Genomic DNA, 23533 nt, shown 5'->3' with positions numbered 1-23533 from the left:
AAATAGAGAATTCAGATGATTGCAGTGGTCTACAGTGGTTCAAAATTTGCAGATTGGAGATTAGCCGATAAAGGTCGTGTGATCACGGGCTTTCGTACAAGTGGAATTAACCCTTATCTGCAAGACGAGCGATATATTGCACAACTATTAAATAAGAATACCAATTTGATCAATAATGCTGAAAAGATCAAACGGATTTATTTTTTTGGTGCTGGTTCATCTTCTCCGGAACGCAAGAACAAAATCAAAACTGTATTTGAAAAATTCTTTATTAACGCGAAAGTAAAGGTGGAACATGATGTTATCGCCTCTGCAATTTCTTCTTTTGGCGATGAAAAAGGCATTATCGGCATTATCGGAAGTGGCTCAAATGCGGCATTTTATACGGGAAAAAAAGTTATCCCAAATAACTATGGCCTCGGTTATATTTTAGCCGATGAAGGATCGACGAATTGGACATCAAGAATGTTGTTAAAGCATTATTTAACAGATACACTCCCGCAAGATCTGCAGGATAAACTATTAAATAAATATGCTATTGATCGGAAAATAATCTTGGAAAAGGTTTATAATTCCCCTCAACCAACTATTTTTCTCAATTCATTCTCCGAATTTGTGTTGGAAAACAAAAATCATCCATTCATTATTCAGATTGTAAAAAATGGATTTCGTTTGTTTCTTAAAACTTTCATTAAACCATTGTACAAGGAACATCCTGATAATGACATTCACTTTACAGGCTCCGTAGCCGCTAATTTTGAAAATTTGCTTAAAGAGGTGGCAACGGAAGAATTTAATATATCAATAGGGACAATTATAAAGGAACCTATTCATAATCTTATAAAATATTATATCAATAAAAATTAATAATATGAAAATTGGAATTAACGGATTTGGCCGTATTGGTCGTTTAGCATTCAGAGCTGCGGTAAATCGTCCAGATGTTGAAGTTGTTGGTATCAATGACTTGGTGGAGCCAGATTATATGGCGTATATGTTGAAATATGATTCAACACATGGTAAATTCGATGGAACAGTAGAGGTTGTTAACGGAAACTTAGTGGTTAACGGAAAAACAATTCGTGTTACAGCAGAAAAAGATCCTGCAAACTTAAAATGGAATGAAGTTGGTGCAGAAGTTATTATTGAATCTACAGGTTTCTTCTTGACACAAGAATTAGCACAGAAACACATTGATGCTGGTGCGAAAAAAGTAGTAATGTCAGCACCTGCTAAAGATGATACTCCTACTTTCGTTATGGGTGTTAATCATAAAGACTTAAAAGCAGATCAACATATCGTTTCAAACGCTTCATGTACAACAAACTGTTTAGCACCTGTTGCTAAAGTATTAAACGACAAATTTGGTATCGTTGAAGGTTTAATGACAACTGTACATGCTGTTACTGCAACTCAAAAAACAGTTGATGGACCTTCAGTGAAAGACTGGAGAGGTGGACGTGGTGCTTATCAAAACATCATCCCTTCTTCTACTGGTGCAGCTAAAGCTGTTGGTTTAGTTTTACCTGAATTAAAAGGTAAATTAACAGGTATGTCTTTACGCGTTCCTACAGCAGACGTTTCTGTTGTTGATTTAACAGTACGTTTAGCAAAATCTGCTACTTACGAAGAAATCAAAGCGGCTATGAAGGAAGCTTCTGAAGGTGATTTAAAAGGTATTTTAGGTTACACAGAAGACGAAGTTGTTTCAACTGATTTCGTAGGTGATGCGCGCACATCTATCTTTGATGCTAAAGCGGGTATTTCATTAAATGAAAACTTCGTTAAAGTTATCTCTTGGTATGACAACGAGTGGGGTTACTCTAACAAGATCGTTGATTTAGTTCAAGAAATTGGTAAATTAGGTTAATCCTTATCGATTGAATAGTAAAAGGGCTTTTAATAAATATTAAAAGCCCTTTTTATTTCCTCAATAACTTCCTATGGTTATTGCTCGGCAATGATCGAGCGATCAAGATGAACATAACCACCATCAACATGAATCAACTGCCCTGTTGTATGACTAGATTTGTCGGACAAAAGAAATAATGCTGTATTAGCAATTTCCTCTGAAGTAGTCATTCTATGTTCTAGTGGAATACGATCTGTGATTTTCTTTAAAGTTTCTACAGGATTATCTAAAGTTTGTATCCAGGTATCATATTGTGGCGTAGCACATTCTGCGACGACAATTGCATTCACGCGGATTCGGTGTGGAAGCAGTTCCACAGCCCACTCCCTTGTTAGCGCATTTCTACCGCCATTAGAGGCTGCATAAGCTGATGTATTGCCTTGCCCTGTCTCTGCCGTCTTTGAAGTAATATTTACAATACTACCTTGTGATGCGATCAAAGCATCTAATGCATGATGCGCCATTAAATAATAATGAATTAGATTTTTATGTAAAGAAGCTAAAAACTTTTCATAATTACCAGAGGCTAAACCTACTCCGTCATTCACTCCTGCGTTATTCACTAAGCCATCTATACGCCCAAAATGAGTAATTGTTGTCGCAACTGCAGTCTCACAATCTTTCGGATCAGACAGTTCTGCCTGCACAGCAAAAGCCTGCCCGCCAAGAGCTTCTACTTCTTGCTTAACAAGATCATTATCAACCTGTCTACGTCCAACAATTACCGGAATAGCACCCTCTTTTGCCAAACCTAAAACAATTGCCTTACCAATGCCTTTTGCACCTCCTGTGACAATTATAACTTTATCTTTCAAATTCAAATTCATATTCTACCTTATAAATTATAGGTTTTTAATGCATTCAATCCCCAGAACGCCTCTTTCTCAGCAGCAGTAAATGCGTCCAATTTCGATTCCACAATAGTAACACTTTCTTCATAAGATGCTGCTAATAAACATACCGGCCAATCGGATCCAAACATAATTCGATCTTTACCAAATGAATCAAATACATGTCCTAAATACTGTGTAAAATCATCCAGTCGCCAACTTTTCCAGTCTGCCTCAGTAGCAAGACCAGAAACTTTGCAACTAACATTTGAAAAAGCTGCTAATTCTTCAATAAATAATGCCCATTCTTCAAACTCGCGTGATTTAATTGGGGGTTTAGCAATATGATCCAAAATAAATGTTTGGTTTGGATTTGATTGGACGCATGTTATAGCACCAGCATAATGACGAGGACGAATCAGAAGATCGTATGTATAACGATGTTTCGTTAGAGATTCTATCCCTTTTAAAAATGAATCTCGCTGTAAGAAATCGGGATCTTCCTCCCCTTCTACAATATGTCTAAATCCTTTAATAATAGCTTCATCTCTATACTGATGCAACTGTTCATCAATATTCGAAGCTCGTAAATCGACCCAACCAACGACTCCTTTTACAAAAGAATATTCTTTTGCCAATTGCACCAAATACTTTGTTTCTTCATCAGACTGATCTGCTTGAACAGCAATACAGCCATCAAAATCATTCTTTTCCAGTATAAACTGCAGATCTAGCGGAATAAAGTCTTGTTGTAAAACCTTCATTTCACTAGTAATCCAATTATGTCGTCTGGGATCGTACTGCCAGAAATGTTGATGAGCATCTATACGCATAAGAATTAATTATTTTGAATAAGCAATTACCTCTTGACGGGACTCACCTAGACCATCGGCACCCAATTCAATCACATCGCCAGGTTTTAAATAAATTGGAGGATTAAATCCTAATCCAACACCTGCTGGTGTACCAGTAGAAATTACATCGCCCGGCAGCAATGTCATAAATTGAGACACATAACTCACAATAAAAGGTACTGAAAAGATTAAATTTTTAGTACTTCCATTTTGATACATTTTACCATTTACCTTCAACCAGATATTGACGTCATTAATATCTTTGATTTCATCTTTAGTTGACAAAAAGGGTCCCATAGGAGCGAACGTATTACAACCTTTACCTTTATCCCATGTTCCACCACGTTCTAATTGATATTCACGTTCAGAAACATCATTATGCAACACATATCCCGCTACATAATCCAATGCAGTAGCTTCTTCCACATAAGATGCGGTTTTACCAATAACAATTCCGAACTCCACCTCCCAGTCAGTTTTAACAGAATCGCGAGGTATCATTACCTGATCGTATGGACCTACTAAAGAAGTAGTAGATTTCATAAAAATAATAGGTTCTGCAGGAATTGTAGCTCCTGTTTCTTCTGCATGATCTTTGTAATTAAGACCAATACAAACTATTTTAGAAGGTCTTGCAAATGGTGCACCAATTCTTTCAGTATCTGGTACAGGAATTAATTTACCATTATTTGCTTTAACAAACTCTTCTAAAGCCTCTAAACCGTCATTCTCAAAAAAAGACTCATTATAATCACCTCCAAATGCAGATACATCATAATTTACACCATCTATCTGAACACCAATTTGTTCTTTTCCCGCTGCTCCAAAACGTATTAATTTCATATTTTCAATATTAATATTATATAAAGTGATCTCAAAAGATCCTTAATTTAATTATTTAGTTTTATAAAACCTCCATCAATAGGATAATCATTTCCAGTGATAAAACCGGCATCGTCACTACATAAAAACAAAGCCAATTTAGCAATTTCTTCAGGTTGTGCCATACGTCCAATCGGTTGACTCTTTGACAATTTCTCAAAGACCTCTGCTTCTTGTCCTGGGTAGTTTTTGGCAATGAAACCATCCACAAATGGTGTGTGTACTCTTGCAGGTGAAATACTATTACATCTAATTCCATCTGCCATGTAATCACGAGCAACCGATAGTGACATTGCAAAAATGGCACCTTTACTCATTGAATATGCGAATCGATCTGTAATTCCGACCCAAGCTGCAATGGACGCTAGATTAAGAATTGCCCCGCCACCATTTTCCTTCATTTTTGGAACAACTGCATAAAGCGCATTATAAGCACCTTTAACATTTACATTAAATACTCTTTCAAAATCTTCAGTTTTACAATTTTCTAGATTTCCAACATGAGCGATACCTGCATTGTTAACTAAAATATCAATTTTACCGATAGTATTTACAATTGATAACACCTCATCCTGAAGACTTACATTACATGCATGGACAAATCCCCGTCCTCCTTGATTAGTTATTTCAGAAACGACACTTTGCCCCCCTTCAATATTTAGATCCAGAATATGAACAGTTGCTCCTTCTGCGGCAAAAAGCAAACTTATTGCACGACCTATTCCACTTCCACCACCTGTGATAACAGCTACTTTATTTTGCAATTTTGACATGTTATTATATTATTTATTATTAATATCTGATCCATGGTACTTCATGAACAGCTACCCAATGATTATTAAAATTTATTAACAAAAAGAACGTGTCTACCAAGCTTTACTGATAATCTTGACACAAAATTATGATTATAAAGATACGCCTCTTCTCCAAGGAATAAAGTCATCCTGTCCCAGAAGTACCGCTTTCGGCACCACTGCTCCGCTAGCCACTTCAATCACATAATCTAATATACGATGTGCCGCTTCTTGAATTGATTCCTCACCCTCGATAATAGTCCCACAGTTAATATCGATGATATCTGGCATTTTCTCAAATGTCTTTGTATTTGTAGACAGTTTAATCACTGGAGTTATTGGATTACCCGTTGGTGTTCCTAGACCAGTGGTAAACAAAACAATATTTGCTCCTGCAGCAACTTCTGCGGTAGTACTTTCAACATCATTTCCTGGTGTACATAGCAGATTAAGACCTGGCTTATTGGCTAACTCTGGATAATCAATTACTGCAGTTACAGGCGATGTACCGCCTTTCTTGGCAGCTCCAGCAGACTTTATTGCATCGGTGATCAGACCATCACGAATATTGCCAGGAGAAGGATTCATATAAAAACCAGAACCATCAGCCTCAGCTTTCGCATTATAAACACGCATTAACTCCATAAATTTATCCGCAGTCTCTTCATCTACACATCGGTCACTTAACTCTTGTTCTACCCCGCATAACTCTGGAAATTCAGCTAAAATAACAGATCCACCTAACGTTACTAAAATATCAGAAAGATATCCGAGAGCAGGATTTGCAGAGATACCAGAAAACCCATCCGATCCGCCACATTCGAGACCTATACATAATTTATCTAAGGTAGCGGGTTGACGTATACATTTATTTGCTTCCATCATTCCTGCAAATGTTGCCTTCACAGCCTTTTGCATTAATTCCTTCTCCGTACCTTCTTTTTGTTGTTCAAAAATATACAAAGGTTTATCAAACTTCGAATCCCTTTTCGCGATCTCCGCTTGTAATATTGAGGCTTGAGCATGTTGACAACCTAAACTTAAGATGGTTGCACCTGCTACATTTGGATGTGTAATATAGCCTGCAAGCAAACCACAAAGTGCATCCGAATCCATACGTGTACCGCCACAGCCCATTTCATGATTTAAAAACTTGATTCCATCGACATTTTCAAATAAGCGATGGTCGCTTGCTCGCGTTGCCGAAGAACTTAAATCCTGAGCAATGATCTGATTAATATCTGCACCTGATTGATATAAACGGATCAATTCATCCACTTCAGTGGTATAATCATTTGCCCTTACTTTATACCCCAACTTCTCTTCAAAAGCTGTCTTTAAAGTCAGGACATTTCTATTTTCACAAAAAACCAATGGGATTACTAACCAGTAATTAGCAGTACCGACCGATCCATTAGATCGATGAAAGCCATTGAAGGTTTTTGCTAAAAAAGATGAAACATCAGGTTTTATCCAGTCCGTTCTTCTTTTACTTAGCTTAAAATCATCGGCGGCATGACGTAGATTTTCTGTAGAAATCAAGGCACCAGTTTCTAATGCACAGTTAACCTTTCCAACCAACACACCATACATATAAACCTCAGCGTCTTGACTTAAAGGAGAGATGGTAAACTTATGTTTGGCAGCTACATCTTGCAATAAATGAAAACTGCTATTTTTCCATTCAATTAACGTTCCTTTAGGCAAATCTTGCAAAGCCACTAATACATTATCCTCTGGATGAATCTGCAAATATGTTTTTTTATCCTTTATCATTTTATTTCTTCAAATCAAATATCTGTTTCATTAAAACCCACTTCTCATTTTCTTTAGCTCCCGGAATAGCACTCTGGTACTTCCACATCAGCTGTTCCCATTCCTGAACTTTTGGATTGGTAGCATCCATATTTGCTTTTCTTTCAAATGTAAAAGTGTCATCCACTTCCATGATCATAAACAAGCGATTTTCAAATCTAAAAATTTGCATTTTAGTTACACCGGCATCTAAAATTGATTGTTGAATTTCCGAACTGACGCTCCTATGATATTTTTCATATTCAGCAATTAATTTGGGATCATTAACCAGATCTAAGGCAAAAGTATATTGAGTCATTTTACAATTATTATTCGTGAGAAGATTGTGTCTTTAAATTATTTTTATTAGCTAAAGAAAATAAAAGCACTACTACAAAACAGATCATCGGTACCCAGTAGCCCAATTGAAGATTACCAGTTTTATCTGAAATCAATCCCAATAAAGGTGGCAAAATCGCTCCACCTACAATCGACATAATGATTAAACTTGAAGCTGATTTGGTATCTGCCCCAATTCCCTCAACTCCGACAGCAAATATTGTGGGAAACATAATAGACATAAAAAATGCTACTGCAATTAATGCATAAACTGTTATTGTACCACTTCCGTATATCACAATAAATGACAATGCAATACAAATGATTGAATAAATCATCAGCAAAGTTAGCGGCTGTATAAATTTCATAAAAAATGTTCCAACAAAACGACCTAGCATAAAAGCTAAACCTGCAAAACTAGCATATTTGGAAGCATTTAAGGGAGTGATTCCAGCAACCTCAGTGGCATAAAGTACCATAAAACTCAACACACACACCTGTGCTCCCACATAAAAAAACTGTCCGATTACTCCCCACTTTACATTTTTATGCTTAAATGCATGAAAGAAACCAGCCTTTTGTTCGCCTTCATCATCTTTAATATCAGGAAGTTTAGTAAAAAAAAGAATTGCGGCAACAATCAATATAATTAAGCCTAAAATCATATAAGGCGCTTTTACAGTTGCAGTCTCTGCCTGCATATAGGCTAATTTAACCTGCTCGCTCATGGCGGCAATCTCAGTATCAGATTTTGGTTGTTCTGCTAAAATAAATTTTCCGCCTAAGATTGGAGCTATAAATGCTGCCAGTCCATTAAAGGATTGGGCAAAATTCAATCGATGCGTTGCTTTACTGGGGTCACCTAATACCGTAACATAGGGATTTGCCGCAGTTTCCAAAATAGTTAAACCACAAGCCACAACAAATAAAGCCGTTAAAAAGAATACATAACTAATCTGATTAGCTGCTGGTATAAATAAAAAACAACCAATAGCAAAAATTGTCAGACCTATTAAAATACCCGATTTATAACCATATTTTTTCATGATCATACCGGCCGGAATAGCTAGTAAAAAATAAGCAATAAAAACAGCTGAATCCACTAAAGAAGCCTGTAAATGCGTTAGACTAAATGCATTACGAAGATGCGGAATTAAAATAGGGTCCAAATTATGAACAAAGCCCCAAAAGAAAAAGAGGGATGTTACGAGTACAATCGCTAATTTATTATTTTTACTAACTGACATATAAAATATAATTTATCATTGGTTTATGTAAAATAAGGAATAATTAATGAAAGAAAATTTAAGTATTTTACCCAATTATTACGCTATATTACCATTCAAAATAGTAGAACTGTAAAATATAGTGCATATATTTATTAATAAATGAAACCACAACTACTAAAAGTCAATAATAGTAACGTACAGTCATTCAGCGTGAGGAACGATATTATTCCACAAAATCATAATATTTGGCACTACCATGAAGAGCTTGAATTAATTCATTTCGGAAAGGGATCGGGAACCCAATTTATTGGTGACAGTATTAAAAATTTTACAAATGGTGATATTGTATTGGTTGGATCTAACTTACCTCATTATTGGCTATTTGACTCCTGCTATTTAGATGATAACTGTCCCGAACCTGCGGACATTAGAGTTTCCCATTTTAAAGAAAATTTTCTTGGCGACGCTTTCTTTAATCTGCCGGAAAATTACAAATTAAAGAATTTATTAAAAAAATCTAAAAGGGGAATTCAGTTAAATAAATCAATTTTGCAATTAGCTAAATCTCTAATAGAAAAGGTTTTAAACAATAACAACTCAACTAAAATAATAGCACTAATAGAAGTCTTAACTTTAATAGCAGAATCTGAAGCCTATACTTTGTTGTCCAGTGAAAATTATCCGATTGACAGTCAAGATCTAGATTTCAGAAGAATGACTGTTATCATGGATTATATTACACAAAATTACAAATCACAAATCAAGTTAGAAGATATTGCGACATTAACTGGAATGACTACAAACTCGTTTTGTCGCTACTTTAAAGCTAAATCTGGAAAAACTCTATTTCAATATCTTATCGAAATACGTATTGGGCATGCCTGTAAATTGTTAGCAGAACGTAAATATAATGTGAAACAAATTTGCTTCGAATGTGGTTTTCAAAACTTTGTCAGTTTTCACAAATATTTCAAAGAAGCGACAGGATTTACTCCATTACAATATCAAAAAGGAATTGCACATCTATTTTAAAGAACAAAGACAAGCTTTCCTGTAAAGTCACCAGAATCTAACAATGCATGGGCAGCAGAAGCCTCTTCCAATTGAAAGGTCTTGTAGATATTTGCTTTAAAAACACCTGGTTTGATTAGAGGTAAGATCTGTTTATTTATGTCATCGCGCACATTTTTTTTAAATAAAATAGATCTACTTCTTAAAAGACTACCTGATAGGTAGATTCGTTTTTGCATCAATTTAAAAAGATTTAATTCTACTTTAGCACCTTTCATTGCGTTAATGTAGATCAGATGACCATCCGGTTTCAATACTTCAAGGTTCTTTGCAAAATAATCGCCTCCTATACTGTCAAGTATAACATCAATTTTATTGTCTCCAATAATCTCCATAAAGTCCTGCTCCTTATAATTAATGATCACTGACGCTCCCAATTCTTTACAGTAAGTAGCTTTGTCACCCGATCCCACTGTTGTATACACTTTTGCTCCTGCAAGCTTTGCTAACTGAATTGCCATTGATCCAATACCTCCACTTCCACCATGAACTAAAAAGCTATTGCCATATTTTAGTTCCCCTCTTTGAAAGACATTGTGGTACACGGTAAACAATGTTTCTGGTAAAGCGGCAGCTTCTTCATAAGTCAATCCTTTAGGTATAAGCAGGCACTGTCCCTGATCAACAGCGACATATTCTGCGTATCCTCCACCAGATAAAAGAGCACAGACCTGATCACCAATTTTCCATTCATCTACCAACTCACCAATGGATACAATTTCTCCCGAAATCTCAAGACCTGGAATATCAGCGGGGGCACCTTCAGGGGCCGCATAATTTCCCTTCCGTTGAAACACATCTGGCCTATTCATACCTGCTGCTTTTACAGCAATCAACACTTGATGCCCAGTACAAGTTGGTGTATCCACCTCCTTTATCTTCAAAACTTCAGGTCCACCAAATTTTGTTATAACAACTGCTTTCATTATGATTTTTTAGGATATTTTTGTAAACGGAAATTTAAAGAGACCATAAAATAACGAGATAACCTTTCATTTTGAACGTCAAATATATCATTTCCTATTACATCTCTGGTAATACCTGAATTTTGATTTAGTAAATCAAAGCCCTGAATCCGTAACATTGCTAAATTATTACGCATAAAAGTATATTCAAAATATGCATTAATAATTGTGGGATTTATATTTGTCCATGATGATGATGAATATCCCGAATTTAACCTTTGCGATACCTCTACACCAAAAGATCCATGTGCGCTCACATAATATTTGGATCCCAAACCAAGCACACCGGTATGCGCCACAATTTGATCATTATAAGGTCGTTTATAGGTAGCTTTGTTTAATGCGTAATTTCCATTAAGTTCAGCTTCAAATACATCATTAAACATGTACCTGAATTGCAGAGACTGCGAATATAAAAAATGTCCACCGTCATTACGAATGTCATTTATGTAAGTGACATTATTATAAAAATCAGCATTGCCATTCAAACTCATCTGTATATTATCGTTAAACAAAGCTGCAGTAAATAAGTAGTATGCCTTGATATCATAATAACCCGATGTATTTAAGAAGGTAGTTTTTTGTATTGTTGAATTAGGAATAGTAGTCCGATTAGAGACAATTTTATTTGAAATAAAATTATAAGCAATACTACTTTCAAAATATTGTCCCCTTTTTACAATTGATTTTCGATATTTAGCCAAGATACGGTTAGCGAATTCTGCTTGTAATTCTGGATTTCCTTGTATAATATTTTGTGAATTTGTATTATCCAATATCGGCTGAATCTGATAGAAATTAGGTTGATTATTTTTACCTAAGTAATCAATTGACAAATCAGAATTCTCATTAAATTTCCATTTGACCCCCGCTGCTGGTATAAGATTTACATTACTATAAGATGTTTGAATTGATTTATCTTTAGAAAAACCTTTAAGTTCTGTTGGTTGAACCGCAAATCCGATATTATATTTAAATTTATTGAATATATCCTGTTGATATTTCATGCCAACTCTATTGGATGAAAAAGCATAATCGTAACTTAAACTAAGAGAATCAACTCGACCAAAATCTACCAATTCATTATTTCGTTCATGAACTAACCGCCTTGCATCAATTGAGGTGTAACTAAAGTCATAATTCAATTCTAATACTCCGCCCTTGTCCACTGGCTCTATAATAGATAGCGAACTTTTAATATCTTGATTTTTGTTTTCACTTTTCACAAATTGATTTAAGAAACTATCCTTAATTTGCACTTGATTAAACGCACTATCTATAATCTTATTCCGGTCAACTATATCCTCTTTTTTATCGACTGAATTATATCCCAGATGTAAATTGTACACTAATTTCCGTCCTGGCTTCTTAAAACTTTTGGCATATAAGATGTCTACTTCAGCATTTGGACTCGTACTACTGTTGTCAGAAGCATATTCCCCATCGTTTGTGATCTGTCTATTCTTAATATATCGATCTCTAGATTCATTACCTTTCGATTTATTCCATGAAAAAGTTGGAGATATTTTTAAAAGATCTGAATCAGATAATTTTATATCAAACCCCCAATTCATATGATGCGCATTATCAACAGTCTTTGTTACATAATCCTCTTGGTTGGTTATAATGTTATTACCATATACAGACTGTAGATAGGAATTCCCCCTCGTCGTATTCTTTGTATTTGTATAGCTGTAACGTCCAAAAGCACTAATTTTATCATTCAAATTAGTGGAAAAACTTGTTCCCAAGGACCCAATAGCATTAAAACCATCAGTAGGGTCGGCAAAGTCTGCCAATTCGCCCATTACACGATCCCTGGAACCTCCTCCATTTGGAGAACCGAAAGAAAAAAGATTCGTATTTGTATTATTAACAGATCCTACAAAAGATAGTTCTTGACCATCATTGAATTTATTGAGGCCTGCACTCGCAAGGTATCGTTCCTGATCACCTAAACCACCTGTAACCTGTCCAAAACTTATTTTTTTCTTGTCATCTTTCAAAACAATATTTAGAATTTTCTCAGACTCACCAGTTTTTGTTCCCTTAGCACTTGCTTCATCTCCGAAAAAATCAATAACCTGAATATTTTTAATAAAATCCGCAGGAAGATTTCGAGTAGCGGTAAGCACATCTCCTCCAAAGAATTTTTTACCATCTACTTGTACAGAAGTAATCGGTTTACCAAAAGCATATACAGAGCCATCACGAGAAACCTGGAAGTTCGGTAATTGTTTAAGCGCATCCTCCAGCAGTGTGCGTCGATCAAACTGGAAAGCTCCCATATTAAATTGAACCGTATCCTCTTTGAAGACGATTGGTTTATATTTCTTAATAACAATTTCTTTGAGCACTGAAACCTGTGGTTTTAAAACAACAGTCTCCGCAATAACACGATCTGTTGTATTATACTGAGGGTAAGAACGATCAACAATCTGTAAGCCTAAAGAACTGTAGTTTAAACGGATATTACTTCCTTTAATTTGGTAAAATTTGTAGAAACCTGTTTTGGAAGAAATTGCCATGACGGTATCCAAAGAAGTTGTCAGACGCACATTGACGCCAGCAAGCGGTTGCCCATCGATATCCACAACAAATCCGTACACCTCCTTTTTCTGGAGTTGGGCTTGTGCATTACCCACAACAAAAAAGAAGACGATAAGAAAGATGACCCTATGAGTATTTCCTGATATTTCGAATTTATCCGACATCAAAACAACTTATTCTATTTGTATCTCAATATACATAATAATTTACACAACCATAACGCAAAATAATGAATAGTTGTATATAAAAAAGGCGGCTTATTTGAAATAAGTCGCCTTTCATTTTATTTATAAGAATAAATTAATTATTCACCAGCAAAAGTAACTTTAAGTAAGTGTTTATCAATTTCCCAACGTCCAGTACCATCTTCTCCAATTACATCAAATAATTCTAAGATTCTTCTCGCAACAAATTCCTCTTCAACTTGCTCTGCTAAGAACCATTGTAAAAAGTTAAATGTTACGTAATCTTTAGCTTTCATACATTTGTCTGCGATGTTGTTAAATTGTTCAGTAACAAACATCTCTTGTTCCAATGCTGATTCGAAAATCCCACGGAATGAATCAAAATCTGAAGGAATACCTGTTACTTCTGGTGAAATAGCACGACCGCCTCTATTGTTAATATAATTGAAGATTTTCAACATATGCTCACGCTCTTCATTGGACTGTTTAGCAAAAAAATCTGCTGCATTCTCCAAACCTTGATCATCACACCAAGATGACATCGCTAAGTATAGTGAAGAAGAATGTGCTTCAACTTTAATTTGAGCATTTAATATATTTTCGATCTCTTCTGTTAAAGAAGATTTTAATTTTAATAAATCTTTCATATCTGTAAGTTTTAATACTAATTATAATAATCAAGTTTCAAATACTTGACTTACTTGAACACTACAAATATAGGGGACATTACAGATTTTTGTATAAAAAATTTGCAATACGAATTCAGTCTAAATTAGCGGAAAAAAGGTTAAACTGTTTAGAATCAGTATAATTACAAAGAATGGAAAATTAAGCTAACACAGTAATCTGAGAACTACGTAAACAAGCCTTAACAATACTATTTAATTCGATCATAAATTTAGCTCCATCTAACAAATCTCTTAAATTCAAAACATCTTGAACTGCCAGGAGAAAGCAACGTTCTGTTCGAAAAGGCATTACCAATGTAAAATCCGCAGAACGTGCAGTGTCTGTTAGCATTTTCTCGACATCAATATTATCTATTGATTTCTTAAATTTAAAAAAGTCTGACACCGAAAAAGATGTCGTTGAACCCGCAAATTCCATCCAATAGCAGTTTTTACGACTACACTGATATATGGCACCAGTTTCAGTTTTAAAGACCTCTTCTACATTTGTTAATGGACAGATTTTGTTTGACATTTCTTAATTCATTATGATGAAGCAAAAATAATCATTATTTATAATCAATCCAAGTAAGTTTTAAATTATTTTGAACAATTATAAATAGTTGTCTTTAGCATAAAAAGAAGCCCAGATGCGCATTGTTAACTCCTTGTTTTACACAAAAAAAGACTAATCATAATGATTAGTCTTTCATTTATTAAACTATTATATACTAATATTCTTCTTCTTCAGTCGTCAAGATCTCTTTATGATTACTGGCCTGTGTTTTAGTTTTGGTCTTATGTTTATTAATCTGTCTCCTTAAGGATTCTACTGCAATATCAGTTGCTTCTTCAAAACTCTTAGCTTGTCCTTTTGCAAAAAGTTGACTCCCTGGTATATTTATTTTAATTTCCGATACCTTATTAGATTCATCATCTACATTTTCTAAACGTAAATAGCATTCTCCACCAATGATTGAGTCTAAAAACTGATTCAATTTACCTGTTTTTCTTTGGATAAACTCAATTAGCTTTTGATCAGCATTAAATTTAATTGATTGCACAGTAATGTTCATTTTTCCTCCTTTTTTTAAGCTTTTGGATGAGCTTGTTTATAAATAGACTTTAACCGCTCCGCAGAATTATGCGTGTAGACTTGTGTTGCCGCAAGCCCCGCATGCCCGAGGAGCTCCTTTATTGCATTAAGATCTGCACCATTGTCCAATAATGCTGTCGCGAAAGTATGTCGCAAAATATGCGGACTTCTCTTCTGTTGTGAAGAAACCATCGACAGACATTTATGCACAATTCTATAGATCAATTTCTCGTAGGCCGGTTTTCCCTCTTTAGTAACGATTAAGAAACTTGATTTATTATTTTCAATGTATAAACTTTTAGCGTGTAAATAAAGCTGTAGCTCTTTTATTAATGTCCCATTAATAGGAACTAACCTTTCCTTACTCCTTTTACCGAATATAAGAATATTTTTGTTATAATAATCAATATCTCTATCCTGAATTTGTAATAATTCTGCAAGTCGAATACCTGTACCAAATAAAAGTTCCATCACCAATTTATTTCGACGACTTTCAAAATCATGCACGTTCTCTTCTAAGTGGTCCAGCAACAACATCAATTTATCCTTCTCAACTACCACTGGTAACTTCTTAGGCATTTTCAGAGCTTTCACTTGTATCGGATTATCTTTCACAATATCCTCTCGCTGTAAGAACTTATAATAAGTCCGTAATGCCGAGATGCTTCGATTCACTGTCGTAGCCGATTTATTCGCTTCTGTCATCATGGCGAAATAATGACGCATATCACGATGGCCAACCTCTTCGAATGGAAGATGTTCATTCTCTAGAAACACTAAAAACAGACTAATTTCATGTAAATAAGCTATTAAAGTGTGTTTAGAGTAGCGCCTTTCATATTGAAGATACCGTTCAAACTCTTTTATATACATAATCCATTCTATTTGTAACTAATTTACCGAATTAAAGCGCATAAAAAAAGGGAAAAGTAAACTTTTCCCTTTTTTATATCTTTTTAGAAACCTTAGATTGAAACCTCTTGGTTTAATCCTTGTTTGTAGATCGCTTTCTTAACTTGAATACGACGAGTTACAGATCTCTTTTCATAAGCTTGACGAGAACGTAGTTCTCTTAAAACTCCTGTTTTTTCGAATTTCTTCTTGAAACGTTTTAATGCTCTATCTAAAGATTCTCCTTCTTTTACATTTACGATAATCATGCTCTGTATATACCTCCTTTCGTAGCCTTTTAATTTTTAAAGTGATGCAAAGGTACAATTATGATTGAGATATACAAAAAGAATCTCACTATTTTTTCAATAAGCCTTCACGATAAATTAAATCATATAAGGTATCAGGTTTAGTGAGCAAATAAGTTTTTAATCCCAATTCACTCGCAGTCTTTAAATGCTGTGGACTGTCATCTATAAAAACCGTCTCATCGGGGACCAAACCATTTTCCTTTAATACAAATTGGAAAATCTCAACATTGGGTTTACGCATACCCATTAAATGTGAATAATAATCTTTTTCAAAAAAAGCTGTATTATCATCGAGGTCAAAATTATTTTTTAGATAATCCATAATCCAACCATAATGAATTTCGTTATTATTGCTCAATAAAAATAAGCGATATTCATTTTTAAGATCGAGCAATAATTCATGATTTCCATCCGTCACACCAATTAACATGGCATTCCATGCAGCATCTATTTGTGTATCCGTCAAAGAATATATACCGGAAATTTCACGAATTCCATCTCGAAATGCTGTTGCGGGAATTTTTCCTTGTTCAAAATCATCAAAAAGTTTTGTTTGTGCTCGGTGACCATAATAATCTCGTACATTTTTGATTCCCAACTCACTAAAGGCAGACTCCATCCTCAAAAAGTCGATCATAAAGACCACATCTCCATAATCGAGGATAATATTTTTAATTTTTTTCATCTTTTTATTTTGAAATATCAATACAAATATCAATATTTGCATCGTCAAAACGCGGTAAACGTTACATTTTGACAAAATATAATAACCGCTCCTATAGCTCAGTTGGTTAGAGTAGAAGACTCATAATCTTTTGGTCACTGGTTCGAGCCCAGTTGGGAGCACTGTTTAGAAAGCCTTACTTTTAGTGAGGCTTTTTTGTTTATGGCGGAAGAAACACGATATTGATTAAAATTAAAACTGTAATGTTGTAACAACTATTTGGAGTTTATTTGAAGCAGCTTTAAATTTCAAGATCTCCATTTAAATCCTTCCACTCCGCCTCTTACAAAGCTATTCATCTCATTTCTCTAAAAGCAAATATACAGGACTAATATTGTTATCAAAAAAAATACTGAGTAAAATTAGATATGTTGAATAAGCAATTTTCAAAACTATTGATAAATAAACATGCGCTTATTATTTATAACAAATCTATCGATGGAAATAAAAAAAGGTCGTGTTAGACTTAACGCGACCTTTTCATCTACCTATGAAAAACATGCCCTTTTGGGATGGGCTTCACAAAGCTAAAATTTTTTTTTCACAAATAAGGGAAAATAATGAAAATAATGCGCAAACAACTGATTTTCAGATCATTTTTTTTTAAAATAAACAATTGAAATGTATTATTTTTTAAAATATTAAATTATTAAAAGATGAATCAGGCACTGTTGTAATAATAAATTATTGGAGACAAAAAAAAATGGTTAAGCACTTATCGTACTTAACCATTTTTTATGCTATATAAAACTAAAATTTACTATTTCAATTTATCTAACCAATCTTCTACCTCTTCCTTAGTTTTTCCGGTTTTCTTTTGAAGTTTACCTAATAATTCATCTTCTTTTCCCTCGGCGTACAATAGATCGTCATCCGTTAGATCTGCATATTGTTGTTTCACTTTACCTTTTAGTTCGTTCCAACGACCTTTCCATGTTAATTCGCTCATAATAAAATCTCCTTTTTTAAAGTAAATACTATAGATATAACACTTGGGAAGTGAAATTGTTTTCATGCGCTGGATAATTTGATTCGATTAACAAATATTTAACAGTACGGTAAAAAGAAATTTCTATTGTTGATTTAAAAAGAAGTACCTTCAACAATTCAAAAACATTCAACTTTTCTAATTTCTAATTGTTTAGTATGTTGAATATGGGCAATTCACTAATATTTATTCAGAACCTATACTTTCAATAGCTCTCAAGCCAAGCACAACAGCCATGAAAAGCTATCGTGCTTAGCTTGAGGATCAAATACATATATAAATAATTTTTTTAACACCATGTACATTCCTTAAAAAATAAATACGATCATTCTTAATAAACTCATTAAAAATAACAATGATCACCGAATACCATTATATCAACCTGTTTCAGTCATGAAACATAAATAAGGTAAATTCATCAAAAACAGCTGAACTAAAAAATCAGGCATATCAAATCATTTAATTATTTAAAAAATTTAAGAATTCAACATGAAAATAGCCTACATCAGTACTTATTTGCCAAAACAATGTGGAATAGCAACTTTTACCAATGATTTACTACAATCCATAGACCATCAGGATTCAACTATTACCCAACATATTATTGCTCTTTCAGACCGACCTTATTCTTATAATGAGGAAGTTGTTTTCGAAATTAACCCCCAACAGCAATTAGATTATATCCAAGCGGCCAATTTTATTAACGAGAATAAATATGATTGTGTAGTGCTGGAACATGAATATGGTATTTTTGGAGGTAATAGCGGTGTTTACATACTCTCTTTGATCAATTTACTTCATATGCCCTTATTGGTCAACTTACATACTATATTAGAAAAACCAAATATTGATGAAAGAGCAATATTGATTGAAATTGCAAAAAGAGCTTCTATCGTAGTAGTCATGAGTTCCTATGCTATTGGACTTCTCCAAAAAATATATCATGTACATGAAAACAAAATACGTTTAATACCTCATGGAGTTCCAGCCTTTGATTACCAACAGAACGATGCAAAAGAAAAACTACAGTTGACTGATAGACGCATCATCCTTACTTTTGGCTTTATAGCTCGTAACAAAGGAATTGAAACAGTTATACATGCACTTCCAAAGGTCGTACAAGAATATCCTAATACTGTTTACCTTATTGTAGGAAAAACGCATCCAAACGTTTTATTGGAATCTGGCGAAGAATATCGGGAGTATCTAACTGCCTTAATAAAACAAATGGGCTTGGAAAACAACATCATTTTTGTCAATGATTTTGTCAGTAACGAAACCCTAACCACCTACTTAACAGCATGTGATATCTATATTACTCCCTATATTAATGAAGCTCAGATTACGAGTGGAACATTATCATTTGCTGTAGGGGCTGGAGCGGCTGTATTATCTACTCCCTATTGGCATGCGAAAGATTTATTGGCAGATGGAAGAGGCATTTTATTTGATTTTAAAAATCATAAAGAATTAAAGAATATTCTCATTGACCTATTTGATAACCCTAAAAAACTAGAAGAACTTAGAAGTAGGGCTCGCCATCATGGTGAAAAAATGACCTGGAACAAATTAGGCGGATCTTATGTCAAGTTACTCCAAAAGCTCTCCTCTACACAAGTAAATCTCGACACCGATATAAAAATAACGATGTTAGAGCGTTTTCCAAAATTCAGATGGGATCATCTTGATCGATTGACAAATTATGTAGGAATTATTCAACATGCCACATTTGCAACACCTAACTATCGAGAAGGATACTGTTTGGATGACAACGCAAGAGCACTTCTGGTTAGCCTGATGCAATATGAAGCCTTTGGAGAAAAGGATACTAGAAAGAGAATCTCGACCTATCTTAATTACATTTACTATGCTCAAAGAGAGGACGGATTATTTCATAACTTCATGAATTTTCAGAATGAATTTTTAGAAGAAGTCGGATCTGAAGATTCTTTTGGTAGGGCTATATGGGCATTGGGATATCTATTTAATACAGCACCTTTTGTTGACTTCTATCAGTTAGGATCAAATATGTTTTTTAAAGCTATGCCACACTTTGAAAATTTAAAATCCATACGTGCTATCGCTTATACGATGATGGGTATTGCTGAATATCTAAAACAACAGCCAAATGATGAAAGAGTCACAGAGTTACTCCGTAAACTGGCTTTTAAATTAGTACATGAATATGATTCCAGTGCTGATGATGAGTGGAAATGGTTTGAACCCGTTCTGGCATATGACAATGCGATTATCCCACTGGCAATACTCATGTCGACCAAATATTTAAATGATGATAAACTTAGAAAAATAGGATTTTCAAGCTTTTATTTTCTTGAAAATATCATTATGCAAAATGGGTTTTTATCTATTATTGGCAATCAAAAATGGGCAAAACAAAATCAAAATATAAGCAAATTCGGGCAACAGCCCATTGATGTTACAGCCACAGTACTTTTATTTAGGGAGGTATTTGAAATCACTAAAAATGAAGAATATTTTGAAAAAATGATTCGATCTTTTGAATGGTTTTTAGGCGAAAATGACCTTAAGCTCCCGCTATATGATCACAGCACCAAAGGATGCTGTGATGGGTTAGAAACTTATGGCATTAACCGCAATCAAGGAGCAGAAAGCACGTTATGTTATTTTATAGCCTACTTAACTGTTTATAAGTCTTTAAAAATCAAATTTCAGGTTGAAGAATAGCCTGAATCAACTCATTCAAGTTAATGGTCGCATAAGTCGAGGCATAGTCCGACATGGCGTAAGGCATAATTAACTGATCATTATGAACAATAGCTCCACATGAATAGACAACATTTGGGACATACCCTTCTCTTTCCATATCATTAGGAGTTAAAATAGGAAGACTAAGGCGTCCTATTTCTATATGTGGATTTTCCAAATCTAATAATGAAGCCCCAATTGAATACTCGCGCATAGGGCCAACAGAATGTGTAATAATTAACCATCCGGCTGCGGTTTCAATTGGGGAACCGCAGTTTCCGATCTGTATAAACTCATAAGGACTTTCAGGTTCTTGCACTAAATGAATGGCTTCATTCCAAATGTTGATATAATCGGAATAGGCGATATAATTATTTTCACCATCAATACGACATAGCATAGCATATTTCCCTTTGATCTTTCGCGGAAAAATCGCAGCACCTTTATTTGCAATTTCTCCATGGATGGGCTTGACTGTAAAATGATAAAAATCCTTAGTTGTCAATAGTTTTGGTAAAATACTAAATCCGTCATATGCAGTATAAGTTGCATAATAGATAACCTCTCCCTTAGGTGTTATAAAACGAACAAATCTCGCATCTTCAATCCCCCTTTTTTCAGTATCAGAAATTGGAAAAATAACCCTTTCAGATATTGAAGTATCCAAAGAGAAAGTCATCTCATAATGCGATGAAGCGAGCCATATCGCTTGCTTCAATATACTATCATTATCCTCTGTATGCTCTATTTCAGCACGTATTCCCTCCACATATCTCTTCAACTCCTCATATGTAAATGTTTCTGTTAGATTTTCGCTAAGCTTTTGCATAGCCGTCGCATCTTTTGGATGCAACTCAACCAATTTAGAAATGAAGCTATTTTTATTATACCGATGATTTTTAATATTGATAGGCTTGTCCAACAATGTTCCCACAACATCTAGATGAATATTATTCTCCGTATCAATATAACCAGAGCGGAATACGATCGAAGATACATGTCCCTCACCGGTTGCTCTAAAACTGATAATAACCCTTTTTTCCCCTTTATAAAGCTCGCTCTGATCTGGATGCTCAACAATAGATGGATTAAATAAAGCTGCCGATTCGATGGAATATTCCATCGTAAAGTAAGAACCAATTAATAATTTAGCTGTCATCGATATTTTATCCGTCGGCATTTCTAATCTTTCCAATAGATGTCTTATGCGATCAAAATTACGCTCAAACACCTTCACAATACTGCGGTGCCGCTGAGAATAACTTCGTAAAACCTGTCCAAAAACTTCCTTTTGTTTTTCATCCGATAATTGTAGCACCCGATGAATTACTTTAATGGAACGTTCATCACCTAATGAAAAAAAACGAGCAAGGACACGTTTGGTATCTGGCCTAAAATAAATATCTTTCCGATTAACTTGAACGGGTTTATACATACATATCAACAATAAAAGTGACTAATAAATTCTTTTTATAAAACACATCAATGATCACATTGTTATACAATTTAAGCACAAAAGATTATTAACAGTTATAAAAATCTTATTTTTAATTCTTTAGAAGTACCTTCTGCAGAGAAATATCATTCAAATTATAACGATTGTATGATAAGTATAGAATACGTATTCGCTAAAAACGGACCATTTATAAGCAATTTCGCAAAAAATTAATCCAATTCGAATGTGCTATTTTATCTAAAGCATCCTCACTATATCCCCTTTGTGACAATATATCAAAAACCAACTGCATATCAGCAATAGTTTTCAGGTCATATGGACATTGTTCTTTACCAAAAGCGCCGTCGAGATCACTTCCTACACCGACATGATTTGTATTACCGGCCAATTGACAGATATGGTCAATATGATTGGCCATTACCTCTAATGAACAATTCATTGTCTTAGGGTCAGATACGCCTCTTACCCATCTGGGAACCATCATCCAGGCATCTAAAGCCACCCCAATTACTGCTTTTTTCGAAATCAAGATTTTGATCATATCATCGCTAAATTGTCTGTTATGGTCGACAAGTGCGCGACAATTGTTGTGACTAGCCCATATTGGACCATTAAATCTATCCATAGCATCCCAAAAAGCATCATCATTAAGATGAGTTGCATCTAAAATTACATTAAGGCGTTCCATCTCCCTTAATAACGCTATTCCCTTTGCATTTAGTCTCCCATTTGAGTCCGTACCATTCGCATACCTTCCTGGCCCATAATGAGCTGGCCCAACCGCACGTAATCCCTGCTCATAAGCATATTCGAGATAAGATAAATCAATTAAAGAATCAGCTCCCTCTAAACTTAGCAGAAAACCGATTGGTTTATTTGATTTATTGGTCTCATCATTCCAAAGAATGATATGCTCTTCTAAATCCGTTTTAGTTTTGATCATGCGCATATGCCCATCCTTTTCCATTGCTCTATACCAAGCTAATTGCCCTTGTGTTTGTGCCCAAGCTTGTTCTGGAGAATACCAACCAGGCAAAGAACTTCCCTTCTCCACGTATCTTGCAATTTGAGTAGCGACAACTAGGCCAATATTCCCCCTTTTCAGTTCACCAAAAGAGACTGTTGCATTTCCACGATCAGGTTTATCGTTCATCCCCTGCTCTCTACTATTTAGTTCAGCAATCGGAAGTCTTAAATCCCGATTCCATTCCATTGCATTCATACTAAGATCTAAATGCGCATCAAAAATCAATCTTTGTTTTTTCAT

Annotated in this window: 22 protein-coding genes and 1 tRNA gene; 5 read left to right on the top strand and 18 right to left on the bottom strand. The window is 34.6% G+C overall.

Translation table 11 applies throughout. From position 1 onward, the window contains the following. Positions 1-15 precede the first annotated feature (15 nt). Both FHR29_RS03645 and gap read left to right on the top strand, forming a co-directional pair. Positions 16-867, top strand: coding sequence for a hypothetical protein (locus FHR29_RS03645; RefSeq protein ID WP_021190387.1), 852 nt, complete (start codon positions 16-18; stop codon positions 865-867). Between the two features lie 4 nt (positions 868-871). Further along, entirely contained in the window at positions 872-1870 is a 999-nt protein-coding gene (gene gap / locus FHR29_RS03640) for a type I glyceraldehyde-3-phosphate dehydrogenase (RefSeq protein WP_132773545.1), read from the top strand. A gap of 77 nt (positions 1871-1947) precedes the next feature. Here gap and FHR29_RS03635 read toward each other — a convergent pair whose 3' ends face one another. The 7 genes from FHR29_RS03635 to fucP form a co-directional block, all read right to left on the bottom strand. Then, positions 1948-2739, bottom strand: coding sequence for an SDR family oxidoreductase (locus FHR29_RS03635; protein WP_132842521.1), 792 nt, complete (start codon positions 2737-2739; stop codon positions 1948-1950). An 8-nt stretch (positions 2740-2747) separates the two neighbouring features. Then, a complete protein-coding gene (locus FHR29_RS03630) occupies positions 2748-3575 on the bottom strand; it encodes an amidohydrolase (protein ID WP_183912391.1) in 828 nt (275 codons plus the stop codon). Between the two features lie 9 nt (positions 3576-3584). Then, positions 3585-4439, bottom strand: coding sequence for a fumarylacetoacetate hydrolase family protein (locus FHR29_RS03625; protein WP_021190390.1), 855 nt, complete (start codon positions 4437-4439; stop codon positions 3585-3587). 47 nt (positions 4440-4486) lie between these two features. After that, positions 4487-5251 (bottom strand): SDR family NAD(P)-dependent oxidoreductase, encoded by a 765-nt coding sequence (locus FHR29_RS03620; protein ID WP_021190391.1) that lies wholly within the window; start codon positions 5249-5251, stop codon positions 4487-4489. Positions 5252-5383: 132 nt separating this feature from the next. Then, a complete protein-coding gene (locus FHR29_RS03615) occupies positions 5384-7048 on the bottom strand; it encodes a UxaA family hydrolase (RefSeq protein WP_021190392.1) in 1665 nt (554 codons plus the stop codon). A 1-nt stretch (position 7049) separates the two neighbouring features. Beyond that, positions 7050-7385: an L-rhamnose mutarotase gene (locus FHR29_RS03610; RefSeq protein WP_132773537.1), complete on the bottom strand. Its 336-nt coding sequence runs from the start codon at positions 7383-7385 to the stop codon at positions 7050-7052. Between the two features lie 10 nt (positions 7386-7395). Further along, a complete protein-coding gene (fucP, locus tag FHR29_RS03605; RefSeq protein ID WP_183912388.1) occupies positions 7396-8652 on the bottom strand; it encodes an L-fucose:H+ symporter permease in 1257 nt (418 codons plus the stop codon). 141 nt (positions 8653-8793) lie between these two features. On the opposite strand from fucP, the gene FHR29_RS03600 reads away from it, so the two are divergent. Then, positions 8794-9666 (top strand): AraC family transcriptional regulator, encoded by an 873-nt coding sequence (locus tag FHR29_RS03600; RefSeq protein WP_021190394.1) that lies wholly within the window; start codon positions 8794-8796, stop codon positions 9664-9666. On the opposite strand, the gene FHR29_RS03595 is transcribed toward FHR29_RS03600, so the two are convergent. The 8 genes from FHR29_RS03595 to FHR29_RS03560 all read right to left on the bottom strand — a co-directional run bounded on the left by FHR29_RS03595 (position 9663) and on the right by FHR29_RS03560 (position 17056). Then, entirely contained in the window at positions 9663-10631 is a 969-nt protein-coding gene (locus tag FHR29_RS03595) for an NAD(P)H-quinone oxidoreductase (protein ID WP_132842515.1), read from the bottom strand. The two genes, FHR29_RS03600 and FHR29_RS03595, sit on opposite strands and share 4 nt — an antisense overlap. Next, positions 10631-13384, bottom strand: a complete 2754-nt coding sequence (locus FHR29_RS03590; RefSeq protein ID WP_132773530.1) for an outer membrane beta-barrel protein — start codon at positions 13382-13384, stop codon at positions 10631-10633. Before FHR29_RS03590 ends, FHR29_RS03595 begins: the two co-directional genes overlap by 1 nt. A gap of 140 nt (positions 13385-13524) precedes the next feature. Continuing rightward, on the bottom strand, positions 13525-14052 hold the full coding sequence (locus FHR29_RS03585) for a ferritin (protein ID WP_021190395.1): 528 nt from the start codon (positions 14050-14052) through the stop codon (positions 13525-13527). A 181-nt stretch (positions 14053-14233) separates the two neighbouring features. Then, positions 14234-14608, bottom strand: a complete 375-nt coding sequence (locus FHR29_RS03580; RefSeq protein ID WP_021190396.1) for a DUF6686 family protein — start codon at positions 14606-14608, stop codon at positions 14234-14236. A 196-nt stretch (positions 14609-14804) separates the two neighbouring features. Next, positions 14805-15149 (bottom strand): ribosome hibernation-promoting factor, HPF/YfiA family, encoded by a 345-nt coding sequence (hpf, locus tag FHR29_RS03575; protein WP_132773528.1) that lies wholly within the window; start codon positions 15147-15149, stop codon positions 14805-14807. A gap of 14 nt (positions 15150-15163) precedes the next feature. Beyond that, positions 15164-16042, bottom strand: coding sequence for a tyrosine-type recombinase/integrase (locus FHR29_RS03570; RefSeq protein ID WP_021190398.1), 879 nt, complete (start codon positions 16040-16042; stop codon positions 15164-15166). 92 nt (positions 16043-16134) lie between these two features. Next, positions 16135-16329 (bottom strand): 30S ribosomal protein S21, encoded by a 195-nt coding sequence (gene rpsU, locus FHR29_RS03565; RefSeq protein WP_021190399.1) that lies wholly within the window; start codon positions 16327-16329, stop codon positions 16135-16137. Between the two features lie 88 nt (positions 16330-16417). Further along, the gene (locus tag FHR29_RS03560; protein ID WP_183912386.1) at positions 16418-17056 is read right to left on the bottom strand and encodes an HAD family phosphatase; all 639 of its coding nucleotides are present in this window, start codon (positions 17054-17056) and stop codon (positions 16418-16420) included. Positions 17057-17143: 87 nt separating this feature from the next. On the opposite strand from FHR29_RS03560, the gene FHR29_RS03555 reads away from it, so the two are divergent. Further along, positions 17144-17217, top strand: a tRNA-Ile gene (locus FHR29_RS03555). Between the two features lie 638 nt (positions 17218-17855). Here the strand turns inward: FHR29_RS03555 and FHR29_RS03550 are convergent. Continuing rightward, positions 17856-18044 (bottom strand): CsbD family protein, encoded by a 189-nt coding sequence (locus tag FHR29_RS03550; protein ID WP_031289203.1) that lies wholly within the window; start codon positions 18042-18044, stop codon positions 17856-17858. Between the two features lie 528 nt (positions 18045-18572). Here FHR29_RS03550 and FHR29_RS03545 point away from each other — a divergent pair. Next, on the top strand, positions 18573-20789 hold the full coding sequence (locus FHR29_RS03545) for a glycosyltransferase family 4 protein (protein WP_183912384.1): 2217 nt from the start codon (positions 18573-18575) through the stop codon (positions 20787-20789). Here the strand turns inward: FHR29_RS03545 and FHR29_RS03540 are convergent. Both FHR29_RS03540 and FHR29_RS03535 read right to left on the bottom strand, forming a co-directional pair. Beyond that, positions 20767-22245 (bottom strand): glycoside hydrolase family 130 protein, encoded by a 1479-nt coding sequence (locus tag FHR29_RS03540; protein ID WP_132773521.1) that lies wholly within the window; start codon positions 22243-22245, stop codon positions 20767-20769. The two genes, FHR29_RS03545 and FHR29_RS03540, sit on opposite strands and share 23 nt — an antisense overlap. A gap of 208 nt (positions 22246-22453) precedes the next feature. Further along, positions 22454-23533, bottom strand: coding sequence for a dipeptidase (locus FHR29_RS03535; RefSeq protein ID WP_183912382.1), 1080 nt, complete (start codon positions 23531-23533; stop codon positions 22454-22456).

The organism is Sphingobacterium sp. JUb56 (assembly GCF_014191365.1).
Classification (GTDB): Bacteria; Bacteroidota; Bacteroidia; order Sphingobacteriales; family Sphingobacteriaceae; genus Sphingobacterium; species Sphingobacterium anhuiense.
This window is presented reverse-complemented; position numbering and strand designations above follow the sequence as displayed.